This is a genomic window from Methanococcoides sp. DA23, from assembly GCF_057593895.1.
This window is the reverse complement of record NZ_CM172520.1, coordinates 1,054,247-1,068,345: the sequence shown is the minus strand read 5'-3', so window position 1 is coordinate 1,068,345 and position 14,099 is coordinate 1,054,247. Positions and strand designations below refer to the sequence as shown.

Below are 14,099 nucleotides of genomic sequence, written 5' to 3'. Positions count from 1 at the left end.
AAAAGTACGTACTTTCTTTGAGGATCTTGAAATCGAACTTCCCGATATTAAAATATAAGCAAACAAATATAAAAACCATTAATTATAGACACATATGAGTTCGTTATGATGAAAACAATGGAGTATCATTACAATTGACATAGATACTAATACCATATTATGATCTAGAAGTTGTTCATTCCAGTTCAATATCATAAATATTCAAGAGGGAGATGGCCCCAGGAATGGAAAATTTTGTTTTCCTTAGAAAATTATTATTTGGATCTATATCGTAGTTCTTTGCGTTTTTTAAAGATGCAAAGCTCAGGTTCGCATTTTGAAAATGAGTGCCCTTAAGATCCGAATTTTCAAAATTCGTTTTTGTCAGATTGGTACTTACAAAATCACAATCATGTATCTGACAATTGCTGAAATTCGTATTTTCTAAATTCAGATAAGAAAACAATGACAGGGAAATAAATGAGTCTTCGAACCCAAAGCTGAGTATGAAGTCATTGCATTTTGAAAGGTTCAATCCCAGAACCTTACAGTTCTTGAATTTAGTGTCCTGAAATTTGGCGTTATCCAAATCCACGTTTGATAAGTTGCAGTTTTCAAAAACACAATCAATGAACTTTGAATTTTTGAAAGATGCGTCTGAAAGGTCAATATCCTTAAAGGTTTGAGCTTCAAAGTCCTCATTCCGAAATTCCATGGATAAAAGATGTTTTTGCTGCGTTATATTCTTTGTTAGACTAAGCACTAAGTTGAACAGTTCATATTTATTTTTCAATTGAATTATCATTTTCTGCTGAAAAAAGAGAGAATCAAATGTTTAAAGCAGTTAAATAAGCCTTAGCACCCGCATTTTTGATAAAGTATAAGATTTTTCATTGTTAACGCTATTAACATAAAATTTAAATTATATGTGATTTATTAATACTAAAATTAAAATTAGTAACAACTTGTTAGTTTTAATTCTTCAAAAATCAAATGAATAGTTAAGACTTCAACATATGACACTAAGGTGAAAATAGCCAGTTTTCCCTTAGATTATTGTTCGACAGAATACAGAATATTCACCACATTGAACATGAGGAACTTGAGTTGGAGATAATACGATGAAAAAAAGAGCATATTTCGGATTAATTGCAATTTTTATGCTTGCAATTGCATCTTTTGGAATGGGCTGCGTTTCGAACCCTGAACGACCTAACAACGAAAATATTGCAGAGCATACAATAACCGACGGACTTGGCAGGGAAGTAACTGTCCCCATAGCTCCTGAAAAGATCATTTGCCAGGGACCAGGAGCACTTCGATACCTTTGTTATCTCGGAAGACAGGACACAATTGTCGGAGTCGAGGATATCGAACTGAGAAAGGATGAGAACAGAAGACCTTATGCTATTGCAAATCCTCAATTACAGAACTTACCGTTGATTGGTGAATACAGGGGAAATACGGACCCTGAGAAGATCGTAGCTGTTAATCCGGATGTCATCTTCTGGACATATGTACAGTCTGTTGAAGATGCAGATGAACTTCAAGCAAAAACCGGAGTTCCCGTTATAGCTCTAAATTACGGTGACCTTGGCATATATCGCAATGACATGTACCAGTCCCTCCGTATAATGGGAGAAGTAGTGGACAGAAAAAGAAGAGCCGAAGAGGTTATTGAATTCTTTGAGATTAACATAGAAGATCTTAAGAACAGAACGAAGGATATTGAAAATGAAGAGATTAAGAGCGTCTATATTGGCGGTATAGCATATAGAGGCCCTCATGGATTCCAATCCACTGAACCGTCTTATCCACCATTTGAATTCATCAATGCACATAATGTGGCAGCTTCCCTTGAGACTACTCACGCAGATGTGTCAAAGGAAGCAATAATTGAATGGGATGCGGAGCTCCTTTTTGTAGACCTTTCAACTTTCCAGACCAACCCTTCAGCAGTTGATGAGCTGAAGAAAGACCCTGCATACATATCACTTAGCGCTGTTAAAAATGGGGAAGTTTACGGAATACTGCCTTATAATTGGTACACTTCCAATCAGGGTTCAGTTCTTGCAGCGTCATACTATGCAGGAACAGTGATCTACCCAGAAAGGTTCAACGATATCGAACCTTCAGTTAAAGCAGATGAGATATACAAGTTCCTTCTGGGGAAGCCAGCCTATGATGACCTGAGAAGCGGATTCAGTAGTGGTTTTGGAAAGATAGCACTCGATGAATGATGGATTTTTAATAACTTTTTAAAGATGGTCGGGTATAAATGAGCTTTATAGAGAATGAGATAGTAAGAGGCGAAAATGACTCACTTACTTTGGCATATTCAGGATACATAAAGAAGAAAATGGCTTTTATGACCATTTCATCCATTCTTTTGTCCCTCCTGTTTATATATTCCATTGCCGTTGGTGCGATCACCATACCATTTACTGATGTTGTAGCAGCCCTTTTTGGATATGACCAGGGGAACATTTCAACCATTATATGGAATATTCGCCTTCCGCGGGCACTTGTTGCCATTGTTGCAGGAGTTGGATTATCGGTTTCCGGCGTTGCACTTCAATCAATACTTAGAAATCCACTTGGTTCGCCTTACACACTTGGCATATCACATGCCTGTGCATTTGGTGCAGCCTTTTCTGTAATAGTGCTTGGCAGCGGTACAATGAGAAGTAGTGGTGCAGATGCGATCATACTCAATAATCCGTATATGACCACAACTATCTCTTTCTGCTTTTCACTTTTGGCGACCTTTACCCTTATTACTATTGCAAAGTACAGGAATTCATCACCCGAGGTGATGATATTGACTGGAGTGGCTTTAGCATCCCTTTTTACTGCAGGTACCATGTTCCTGCAATATTTTGCTGATGATGTACAGCTTGCAGCAGTCGTATTCTGGTCATTTGGTGATGTGGGAAGGGCAGATTGGGACGACCTCATTATATTGTCTTTTTTGACCTTGCCAGCTGTAGTTTATTTCTTTATGAACCGTTGGAACTATAATGCCATTGATGCAGGAGATGAGACTGCGAAGGGACTTGGAGTCAATGTGGAGAAGGTTAGATTGAGGGGAATGCTTGTTGCATCCCTCATTACCGCCTTTATTGTATCTTTTTTAGGAGTCATTGGTTTTGTAGGATTGGCCTGCCCACATATAGCACGCCGTTTTGTAGGTGATGAACAACGCTTCCTATTACCTGCATCCTGCCTTACCGGAGGTATGTTGTTACTTGGAGCAGATACAGCAGCACGCCTTATGCTTGCACCCCATGAGCTTCCGGTTGCGATACTGACCGCATTTTTAGGTGCACCACTTTTCCTGTATTTACTTGTGAGGAGGTATAAAAACTAATGTTGAACGTTGCAGAACTTGATTTTAGTTATAATAATAGGGATATACTGAAGAAGATAGAGTTCAAACTTGAACCGGGGAAGATATTGGCAATTCTCGGACCTAACGGAGTTGGAAAATCTACCCTTCTTAGGTGTATTAATGCAATTCATCCACCCAAAGCAGGTACTATTATGGTAGAGGGGGAAGAAGTGCTTTCCCTTGAGAAGCATGAGATCGCAAAGAAAGTTGGATATGTGCCACAGCGGTCAGAGACTGGATGTCTTACAGCATACGATGCGATATTGTTGGGCAGAAAGCCGCATATTGGTTGGAATATCAGAAAAAAGGATAGACATGTTGTAGAATCGGTTATAAAGAAGCTTGGGCTGGAAGAACTGGCCCTTAGACACATAAATGAGATTAGCGGAGGGGAACTTCAAAGAGTGGCTATTGCCAGAGCTTTGGTGCAGGAGCCTAAACTGTTGCTGCTTGATGAACCTACAAGCAGCCTTGATCTTAAGAAACAGTTGGAGATATTACGCACGATCAGGCAAGTGGTGGATGAGAACAATGTATCTGCTGTGATAACTATGCACGATCTGAATCTTGCACTCCGGTTCGCTGATAATTATATTTTTCTTAAAGATGGTAAGGTCTTTGCACATGGTGGAAATGAGATAATTGTACCGGAAACCATTGAGCAAGTCTATGGTGTTGCAACCAGTGTCGAAAAGTTTAATGGTTTCCATGTGGTTGTACCACATGAGTAAAACCACCCATAAGATAAGGAATTGGAGATTGGTCGAATGCCAGATAGGCTAACGGATCAGACCACTAGTCTAAAAAAACATCACATACCTATACAACATACAGGTTGATCGAGTATGATATATATGGGGAAATGATAATTTCGATTTCAATCGAGCCTATTGTAAAGAACGAAGATTTAATAATATGGTGTGATCGGTCTGAGATATAATGTCGTGCTGGGTGTACTGGGTTCTATTTTCTGGTTACTTGCCGGATTCATGGTAATTCCATTGATAGTTGCTGTTTATTATGGAGAAAGTTTACAGACATTTGCAATACCTCTTGCCATTACCGTCGCTATAGCATCTCTTTTTACATTGTTCTTTAAGAGAAAGGATGAGGAATGGAATTTAAAAGAAGGATTTTTTATTGTTGCAGTTGGCTGGCTTGTTGCTGCAGTATTCTATTCATTTCCCTACATGCTTGAAGGCGTACCCCCGATAAGTGCTTTGTTCGAATCCATGTCCGGAGTAACAGCTACCGGAGCGACTGCACTTACTGATATCGAGAGCCATAGCAGAAGCCTTCTTTTCTGGAGAAGCATGACCCAATGGCTTGGAGGCATGGGAATTATCATGTTGTTCATTGCCATTCTGCCAAAGCTCGGAATTGCAGGAAGGCAAATGTTCCGCGCAGAGGTGCCGGGGCTTCAGGAAGAACAGCTGCGACCAAGGATAAGGGAGACTGCAAAGATCCTATGGCTTGTTTATATCGTGCTATCCATTTCGGAACTGCTTATCCTGATGATCGCAGGCTTGTCCCCCTATGATGCCATCACCCATACATTTACATCTATCTCGTGTTCCGGTTTTTCCCCATATTCAAACAGCATAGCAGCTTTTAATGACCCCATGGTAGAAGGGATCATTATGTTGTTCATGTTCCTGGGAGGAGCAAATTTTGCTCTTCATTATAAGTCGATATTTTCTGATAGAACAAGCTTGATAAAAGACCAAGAGTTCAAGTTCTATTTTGCGATAATTGCAATAGCAACCCTTGTTCTTGCCTATATGTTATTCAAAACGGAGGTATATTCGCTTGCTGATGCTTTCAGGTACAGCAGTTTCCAGGTCATTTCCATACTCACTACCACCGGCTATGCGACAGCAGATTTCAATCTCTGGCCGGATTCTTCAAGGTTCATCCTCTTTTTGTTGATGTTCATAGGAGGCTGTGCAGGTTCTACTTCAGGCGGTGTGAAGGTGGTACGCCTGCTTCTTCTATTAAAATATGCACAAAAAGTACTTTTTAAAGTAATTCATCCAAAAGCCATCATCCCGATACGCTTCAATAATAAAACAGTCCCAGAGGAAGTCATACATTCCATCGTATCCTTTATGGTAATTTACCTCATGATATTTTTTGCCAGCTCGACCCTGCTATCATTGATGGGAATGGATTTCGTTACTACCCTGACCGCTTCCATTGCAACTTTGGGCAATGTAGGCCCAGGTCTGGGACTCGTGGGGCCGATGGCAAGTTTTGATTCCATTCCAGACCCTGGCAAATTGGTCCTTATTGCCAATATGTGGATTGGAAGGCTCGAGGTCTTTACGGTCATTGTGTTATTAACACCGGCTTTTTGGAAGCATTGAGCATGATAATTGCTTCTGCAAAAAAATCCTGAACATAAGTGCAATGATGAGATAGGAATTTTTGATGAGAAACATGTTTCATATAATGCATTATGATCATATCCAAAAGCTTGAAATTATGAATTACACCCCCAATAAGTCCAGTTTAGGAGCAACAAATTATTCAAAGCTAATCCCCTAAGACCACATAAAAAAAGCATCAAAAGGCTTCACTGCCTCATTCCGAATTACCAGCAATCTAAAAAAACCAACAGTGCTATATATAATCAGACCATGGATTGCATCAGTCAACGAATCCATCAAGACCTCCCAAGAATCAGGAAGTCCCAAGTGCGGCTCTTTTTGGATGAATTTGGTATAAAACATAACGGGAGGAAAAGAGATGGAAAGAAGAAGCTTTAACGGCAGAGGCGGCGGAAGCAGTGGTTTCAACAATGGACCAAGAGAGATGCACAAAGCTAAATGTGCTGACTGCGGTCAGGAAACAGAAGTGCCTTTCGTACCGGACCCTGACAGGCCAGTATACTGCAAGGAATGCTACCAGAGCCACAGACCACCTAAACGATATTAAGTGGATGTGAATCTTACTATTCTTTAAAACGATCAAAATTAAGGTGTGCGATCAGATAAAATGTTTCTGAAATGATCGCCGCTATCTATTTTTAATTGATTTTTGTGCCATCCATTCTAAATTTATAGACTAATTGGACCATCCCAGAATTCAGTGAATAAACTTAGCTCACTCACAGGCAGAGATAGTAGTCTAGCTCATAGCCCTCAGTTTTCGAGAAGTACAGTTGTAGAAATTTCATAAAAAAATAAAATATCATTAAAAAGGGTACCCCCTGCAAATGGTACGCTTCTTTATTACCCTACTAATGCGTTCATTATGAAACCTGCGACCACTATCGCAATAATGCCCACGACCCAGAACTTGATAATCTCTTTCATAGGTATAACAAAAGGTACATTATCTGCGATCTTATATTGAGGCATTGCCTGTGGAGTAACTGTGTTAGGTGCATTCTGGACCATTGTTGCCTTTTCAACAGGAGACTCTGTTACGGAGATATTTGTCTTTTCTTCAATTGACGGCCTGACAACTTTTTGTACAGGTTCCTTTACCGCAACAACAGGTTCTGTTTTTATCATAGTCTGCTTTTCTACTGCACCTTCAGCAAATGTACTGCCGACATTTCCCACTGAAGCTTCAGCAAATTTAGACTCATTCGTCTTTTCTGTAGCCACAACGAATGTATCCTTATCATTCTCTTCTGGAATTACGAGAGGTTCATTCATTTCAGGTTCATTAGCTATGTAGGCCCCAGCATCATATTCAGAAGATGCTTCGGATTCCCCATTCAGCTCTTTGTTCTTTGCATCTTCAAAAGCTGTCCATTTGTTGCCCTTGATGCTCGAGTTCACTGATTCCAGCCCTTCATGTGGCTCTTCTATTAGCTCCACTCCACCCTCAGCAGGAATGGTCTCATCTGCTGAAACTCCTGCCATCGGAGAATCGTTTGAAAAGGAAAAGCTTTGTTGTGCAGGTATGCTCTCTTCTTCAAAGTTAAGGGAATCAGAACCAAAGTTAACACTCTCAAAAGAGTTTGTTTCAAAGGTCACATCATCATCCTGCTCAAAACCACTTGCAAGACCTTCTATTTCATCTGCCTTTGCCCTTGAACCAAGTGCTGCATCTATCAGACCCAGTTCTTGTTGAGCATCTGCCATAAGTCGTAATGCCTGCACATTTCCCGGTTCTATAAGCAGGCATTTTGTGAAATATTTCACTTTCTTATCCTGACTTTTTGTTTGAACTCCAAGGTCAAACCAGTTCTTAGCACTTTGATCCTTTTGTTTTTCCTTAAGCTTTTCAATAAAATCCATTAGAGATACCCCTTGGAACAAAACCTGCAGTTTGTCGGAACATATGTATGAGCAGGCTTGCTTAACATAATAGTCTTTAATAACTATAAATATATGTTCCTTGTTATATTAAAACCATATACACATTTTCACCATATCAAATGAGTTAGAGATATTGATCATAGATAGCATCAAGCTCCTTGCCAGAAATACTTTCCATAGTGCTTATATGATCACTTTTATCAACAGACCCCATATTGATGAATTCTATGCTAGCATCCCCAAAAGCATCCATGCCAACATCCCTGTAAAGAGAATAAGTTAAAAGAAATGCCCTTTTATAATTCAATTTGGTTTGATATGCATAGCCCGGAGCTAATTCAGAAGGTGTTGACCAGTCGGCAAGTTTCCCTTCATTCCTTTCATTATCCCCAATATCTGAGAGTCGATCCATTTCCTTTGTGGCTTGCAAAGGATCGAGCTCTTCAAGCACTCTCATAGCATAGAAATTAGCGTAACCTTCATCCATCCACAGTTGTTCGAAAGAACAGCATTCTGTCCAGTAATGGGCCAATTCATGTATCAATGTTATGTCCCTTGACGTATGAAGCAGTGATATTCCCTTGCTCCAGTTATTAAGGCCACCATAACCACCAGTATCTTCCATACTGCATTCAGTAATGGTTATGTCATAGCTAGCAGGATATGCAACACCCCACATATCTTCGAGAATTACAAGGCTACTGGATGTCGTATCCATAACATGTTCTGCCCACTGCTCTTCCCCATCCCAGTACCTGACTGTCACGAGGACATCCTTTTCCTTTAGTTTCACAGTTTCGGTCATACTGTTCAGTTCAGTATGCCTTACAAGATCAACTGTTATTGGTGCAACACTCTTTCCCAAATTGCCAGGGTCAATTACATACCTGTCTTTCAGAGGTACTATCACACTATTCTGATTATTTATATGCACCTCATATTCATCAGGCACGCTGATCTTTACAGTTGCACTATCGGTATTGTCCCATATATTGAAAACTGCGGTATTTTGGTTGACCATCAGATCATACTCAACTGTAAATTTGAAAACATCACCATACCATATCCGTTCATTGAAATTAAATACATAAAATTCCCCATCCCCCTTTGTATATTCCATACTACTGGAACTAGCATATGCCCTGATGTTCTCAGCACCATCGGGGATGTAATAATTATAGGTGTCATAATACCCCTGCCAGTAACGAGTATTTTCATCGATGTTGGTGAATGTGACCTCTTTGGTCACATGGACAATATTCTCGTTACCCAGTAGCTCGTAACTAAGTTCAGCAGATGTGGAGATCCCATCCTCCCCGGCTGAAACGATAGTTAATGATGTTATGAACAAAAAACTGAACAAAAGTATAATTGCCGCATCTATTGCAAGAACTTTCTTCCCAGACACCCTCATGATAAAGAAGTTCGCATGAACACACACTTAACTTGTATGGCATGAATTATATATTTCGCGTACATGAATTAATGCATAGATAAAAATCGAAAATTGATTATAATATACAAGTGCACAATTTTCAAGATGTATCAAGCAAATTATCTAAAATGATATCCATCAGCTGTGTGTACATGAGATCTGCACATAACTTCCCAGAAGTTTTAAATTAAACACAGGCAAAACAAAAAAGTATTAAACCGAAGCAAATACTATTGTTATATTAATATCTGTGTGTTTATTGGAGTGTTTTTTATGTTCGAGTTCACCATAGCAATGCGCCACATAAACTCTCGTCGTCGCCATGCATTTTTCTCTTTAATGGCAGTTGCACTCGCTGTGAGCACCATAATCGTCCTGATGTCGATGATGACCGGTTTGCAGGAAGAGCTCCTTGAGATAACTATCGAAAACGCCCCACACATAGTAATAAGCCCACAATCCGAAGATGGTGACGAACTGCACCTTTATAAGTATCTCATGTCAGTGATAAGCGAGAAAGAAGGTGTTGTGGCAGTATCACCTTATCTTTCGGGGCAGGCGGCCCTAAAATATAAGGACAATGCTGAAGGAGTCCTGCTCAAAGGGATAGAGCCAGAAGCTGAAGATTGTGTAATGCGTGTCAGCGAGGACATAGTGTCCGGAAGCTTTACGATGCTTGCACTTACGGGCCATGGCATTGTTCTTGGTGATAAACTTGCAGACAACCTTGAGGTTGGTCTCGGAGATAATGTGGAAGCAATTTATCCAGGTTCAAACAAACGGGTCTTTAAGGTAGTGGGGATAATCAACACCGGCACTCCGATCGATGAAAGTATTGCATATGCCCGACTGGGAACATTGCAAGAGCTTTTCAGGAAGAATGGTGTCGTCACTTCCATAGGTGTCAGAGTGTTCGATCCATATCAAGCGGAAGCAATTGCAGCTTCAATTGAAACCGATACCAGTGCTGATGCGATAAGCTGGCTGGAAGCCAACAGTGAGATCCTGGAATTGCTAAATACACAGCGAGTATTCATCTGGATATTTTATGCACTCATATACATCATTGCTGGATTTGGTATTGCCAACACCCTGGTGACCGTTGTCATGGATAAGAAAAAAGAGATAGGCATGCTCATGGCCATGGGAGTATCACGCAGGAGCATCACTTCCATATTTTTGATCGAATCAGCAGTTCTCGGAGCTTTTGGCGTTATTGCAGGTTGTATTATTGGCTATATCGCATCTGTTTCAATTGGAGCATATCAACTTGAATTGCCCAGTGAGATGTATTTGGGACTGGAGACGATGCCAATTACGATCCTTGCCAGTAACTTCTTTTATGCTGCAACCTTTGCATTCATCCTGAACGTTCTTGCAGGTGTTTATCCTGCAAGACGTGCTTCAAGGCTCGACCCTGTTGAATCCATTGAAGGCGATTGAACGTTCAATGATTGGAAATAGCGCATATCTGATCAAGACTGACTGCTTTGCCTGAAAAGTAGGGTTTCTCGCCCCATCCTTTTGCATTGTAAGCTTTCGGATAGAGCTTTTCCACAACTTCCAGATACTGGCACCTTTGACCTTCAAAATATCATAGTACCAATGTCAGCTGCATAAGGGACTAGTCTGGAGAACACTATACCCCCGCAAACAAGGGCTGCCCACACAACAGGCTCCCCTGCTGCAAGTATGTAGCACCTGTTATCATTTCTGGACATTAGAACTTTTCCTTTATATTTTACGGAATAAGCCATTACCAACATTATCATTAAGGCAAAAATTGGCAATATTTTTATATAGACACCAACTGCAAGCAATATCAAGGTTACAATATTGAGCATTTTGAGTAACGACATACTCTTATCATGGCCAAATATTGCTGGTATGGTCAACAGTCCTTTTATTCGATCCCCCTCGATATCCCGAATGTCGAACATTATCTGAATGCCCATCATCCTAAGGAATACGAAAGCTGATATGACCATTACAGATATGTCTATTTGATATCCATAATAAACGAACATGATGTAGATGAGAAGTCCCCAAACAAGTGATACGAACAGATTCTTGAATGCTGGCAACTTTTTTGTAATGGATTTAAAGTGTGAATGATACATAAGCCCAAGTACAAGGATCGCAAATCCGATGAACATGTTTTTGATATCACTGTAAATTAAATATGTGAATGCTATTGCCACAATGGAACCATATATTGTACCGATCAGCATTTTTTCGTCATTTTTCTGCAGATATTCTGAACGACTTGAGTAATTGTCCTTGTCTTCCTCTGCACCAGTAAAATAGTCATACACATATATCGTATAGAATATCAGGTAGATGATCAACATAAAGTCCCAGGTTATCGGAATCGCGAATATTATCGATGCCATAATAGCTACGCAGATAGCCCCAAATGCAAAAATATGTCCCCCATAGATAAAATCTTTCCATAATACCGTTGTGATATCCTGGAAGTTCAGATTATTGGCACTATTTCTAAATAGAGTACATACGTTGCTCATTTACATCCTCAAATATAAGCATCCGTGCACACGTATTAGAACTATTTGTCCACATAATATATAATTGTGTACATAATAGCTTATTTTGTGAACGTTTTATTGATATTATAGAAGAAATTTTCAGATATTCAAAAAAGATAGAGATTTCAAGATACTATATTTTGATTAATTAGATAATGTTCATGACCTGCCTGACATTAAACAAAGCATAGTAAATCATTTAAAGATTGAATTCATTCAGACGTGAAAAGGTGATCACATCATGAAATACTGGCAGCCAAAATATGAAACGATGGAACATGATGAACTTCGTGAATTGCAATTGAAACGCTTGAAAAAAACGGCTGCATCAGTCTATAATAATGTGCCATTTTATCGAGAGAAGTTCAAAGCTCTGGGCATCACTCCTGATGACATAAGATCACTTGAGGATATCAGAAAGTTGCCAATGACCAAAAAGACAGACCTTCGTGATAACTATCCATTCGGTCTTTTTGCAGTCCCAAAAAAAGATATTGTGCGTATTCACGCTTCTTCGGGAACAAGTGGGAAACCAACTGTTGTCGGATATACTGCCAATGATATCGAAACATGGGCAAATATGATGGCACGTAATTTTACTATGGTCGGTCTGGACGCGAACGATGTATTCCAGAATGCTGTCAATTATGGTCTTTTCACAGGCGGACTGGGTTTTCACTATGGTATCGAACAACTTGGCGCCATGGCCGTACCAAGCGGGACCGGAAACACAGTAAGACAGATCGAGATGATGCAGGACTTTGGCGTCACTGCTATTCATTGTACTCCTTCTTATGGACTTTACCTTGCGGAAACCGTCAGGGAAATGAATGTCCTTGATAAATTATCATTACGAGTAGGATGCTTTGGTGCAGAACCATGGTCATCCAGTACCAGAAAGGAACTTGAAGATGCTTTCAACATTAAAGCGTATGATTCCTATGGCCTTTCCGAGATGATGGGACCTGGCATCGCATTTGAATGCCAGGAACAAGAGGGCCTTCACATATGGAGCGACCATTATCTTGTTGAAGTGCTTGACGAAGATGGGGAACAGGTTGCTGAAAGCGAGAAGGGTGAACTTGTACTTACTTCACTGACAAAGGAAGCACTTCCTGTGATCAGGTATCGTACTGGAGATATCACAAGACTTCTCAAAAGTGAGTGTGCTTGCGGACGTACAAGCAACCGCATTTCGAGGATACTCGGACGAGCGGACGACATGCTTATTGTAAGAGGCATCAATGTTTTCCCATCACAGATAGAGGATGTTCTTGTAAGGATCGAGAAGATCACCGACCAGTTCGAGATATATCTTGACAGGAACAAGAAGAAACTGGATGAGATAACAGTCAGGGTCGAACTCGATGAAGGTGCGTTCACAGGCGAGATACAGGACCTTGAATCAACAAGAAGGTTTGTTGAAGGCGAGCTTAAGAGCGTATTGAACATAAGGGCCAATGTAGAACTTGTGGAAAAAGGAACGATTCCAAGAAGCACAGGTAAAGCAAAGAGGGTCTTTGACAGAAGGGAAGCTATCTGATTCCCTTTTTTTATTTAGCTATTGCACACCCAATTAGAATAATTGTTCTCAAATATCAGTTGCGAGGTTATGATAGTGCCACATGTAATGGAGATCCTTGGAAAGACGAAGGTCGTTGTAGACAATGGCGAAGTGGTTGAAGTCGGTGAACCGGAAATAGACTGGTGTCCACTGTTCGAGAAAGCAAGAGGTATTAAAAAGATCACACGCGAGACTGTTAAGGAGAATATGGAGTTTCGCATAAAGGATTTTGGTCTTTTTACAAAGGACCGTATGCTTGAGATGGATGTTTTCGTGGGTTTTGGTGCTTCCGAAGTCATGATGACAGGACTTGGAAGAGACATTCTTGACACCACAGTGACAGTTTGTGACGGGGCAGGTACAGTCATCACGAACAATCCGGTTCTTGTTCAGGGAATGGGTGCAAGAATATCGGGACTTGTGGAGACAGAACCTATTGAGGAGGTCATGGACCGCATTGAGAAAATGGGCGGCATCGTGCTTGAACCAGCTACTGCTATCATCGATCCTGTCGGTGGTGTCCTTAAGGCAATTGAACTTGGATTTAAAAGAATTGCTGTTACTGTTGTTGACCCCGAAACCTCCAGAATGCTTCGTGAAATTGAGAGCGAGAACACCCTTGAACTTATGATCATCGGTGCCCATACCACCGGCCTTAGCAGGGAAGATGCCCTAGAGATAGTAAAGTATCTTGACATCATTACTTCCTGTGCATCAAAAGCGATACGGGATGTCATCAAACCCCTGGCACAGGTAGGTACTGCAGTACCTCTATTTGCACTTACACAGAAAGGAAAAGAGCTTTTACTTGAACGTGCAAAGGAAGTTGAAAGCCCAATTCTTGTTAATACTATGCCATTGCCAGTATTACCAGAAAAGAAGCAGCCCAAGGAACTTATCTGAACTTTGG

The 14,099-nt window shown here is 40.5% G+C and carries 12 protein-coding genes; 8 read left to right on the top strand and 4 right to left on the bottom strand.

The annotated features are described in order from the left end of the window. Positions 1 to 175: 175 nt before the first annotated feature. Entirely contained in the window at positions 176 to 694 is a 519-nt protein-coding gene (locus AC20MK_RS05280) for a pentapeptide repeat-containing protein (RefSeq protein ID WP_487356931.1), read from the bottom strand. A 406-nt stretch (positions 695 to 1,100) separates the two neighbouring features. Between AC20MK_RS05280 and AC20MK_RS05275 the strand changes: the two genes are divergently transcribed. The 5 genes from AC20MK_RS05275 (at position 1,101) to AC20MK_RS05255 (ending at position 6,307) form a co-directional block, all read left to right on the top strand. After that, positions 1,101 to 2,219: an iron ABC transporter substrate-binding protein gene (locus tag AC20MK_RS05275; RefSeq protein WP_487356930.1), complete on the top strand. Its 1,119-nt coding sequence runs from the start codon at positions 1,101 to 1,103 to the stop codon at positions 2,217 to 2,219. A gap of 38 nt (positions 2,220 to 2,257) precedes the next feature. After that, positions 2,258 to 3,349, top strand: a complete 1,092-nt coding sequence (locus tag AC20MK_RS05270; RefSeq protein ID WP_487356929.1) for a FecCD family ABC transporter permease — start codon at positions 2,258 to 2,260, stop codon at positions 3,347 to 3,349. Continuing rightward, positions 3,349 to 4,101, top strand: a complete 753-nt coding sequence (locus tag AC20MK_RS05265) for an ABC transporter ATP-binding protein (protein ID WP_487356928.1) — start codon at positions 3,349 to 3,351, stop codon at positions 4,099 to 4,101. The genes AC20MK_RS05270 and AC20MK_RS05265 overlap by 1 nt, the downstream gene beginning before the upstream one ends. Before the next feature lie 198 nt (positions 4,102 to 4,299). Then, on the top strand, positions 4,300 to 5,736 hold the full coding sequence (locus tag AC20MK_RS05260; RefSeq protein ID WP_487357068.1) for a TrkH family potassium uptake protein: 1,437 nt from the start codon (positions 4,300 to 4,302) through the stop codon (positions 5,734 to 5,736). Between the two features lie 382 nt (positions 5,737 to 6,118). Further along, complete coding sequence (locus tag AC20MK_RS05255) at positions 6,119 to 6,307, top strand: CxxC-x17-CxxC domain-containing protein (protein ID WP_487356927.1); 189 nt, start codon at positions 6,119 to 6,121, stop codon at positions 6,305 to 6,307. A gap of 296 nt (positions 6,308 to 6,603) precedes the next feature. On the opposite strand, the gene AC20MK_RS05250 is transcribed toward AC20MK_RS05255, so the two are convergent. Both AC20MK_RS05250 and AC20MK_RS05245 read right to left on the bottom strand, forming a co-directional pair. After that, a complete protein-coding gene (locus AC20MK_RS05250) occupies positions 6,604 to 7,623 on the bottom strand; it encodes a hypothetical protein (protein ID WP_487356926.1) in 1,020 nt (339 codons plus the stop codon). A 145-nt stretch (positions 7,624 to 7,768) separates the two neighbouring features. Continuing rightward, positions 7,769 to 9,052 (bottom strand): gluzincin family metallopeptidase, encoded by a 1,284-nt coding sequence (locus AC20MK_RS05245; RefSeq protein WP_487356925.1) that lies wholly within the window; start codon positions 9,050 to 9,052, stop codon positions 7,769 to 7,771. A gap of 300 nt (positions 9,053 to 9,352) precedes the next feature. Between AC20MK_RS05245 and AC20MK_RS05240 the strand changes: the two genes are divergently transcribed. Continuing rightward, on the top strand, positions 9,353 to 10,522 hold the full coding sequence (locus AC20MK_RS05240; RefSeq protein WP_487356924.1) for an ABC transporter permease: 1,170 nt from the start codon (positions 9,353 to 9,355) through the stop codon (positions 10,520 to 10,522). A 143-nt stretch (positions 10,523 to 10,665) separates the two neighbouring features. On the opposite strand, the gene AC20MK_RS05235 is transcribed toward AC20MK_RS05240, so the two are convergent. After that, positions 10,666 to 11,604, bottom strand: coding sequence for a UbiA family prenyltransferase (locus AC20MK_RS05235; RefSeq protein ID WP_487356923.1), 939 nt, complete (start codon positions 11,602 to 11,604; stop codon positions 10,666 to 10,668). A gap of 262 nt (positions 11,605 to 11,866) precedes the next feature. Between AC20MK_RS05235 and AC20MK_RS05230 the strand changes: the two genes are divergently transcribed. Together AC20MK_RS05230 and AC20MK_RS05225 are read left to right on the top strand one after the other, a co-directional pair. Continuing rightward, positions 11,867 to 13,168: a phenylacetate--CoA ligase family protein gene (locus tag AC20MK_RS05230; RefSeq protein ID WP_487356922.1), complete on the top strand. Its 1,302-nt coding sequence runs from the start codon at positions 11,867 to 11,869 to the stop codon at positions 13,166 to 13,168. 75 nt (positions 13,169 to 13,243) lie between these two features. Continuing rightward, positions 13,244 to 14,092, top strand: a complete 849-nt coding sequence (locus tag AC20MK_RS05225; RefSeq protein ID WP_487357067.1) for a methanogenesis marker 8 protein — start codon at positions 13,244 to 13,246, stop codon at positions 14,090 to 14,092. Positions 14,093 to 14,099 lie beyond the last annotated feature (7 nt).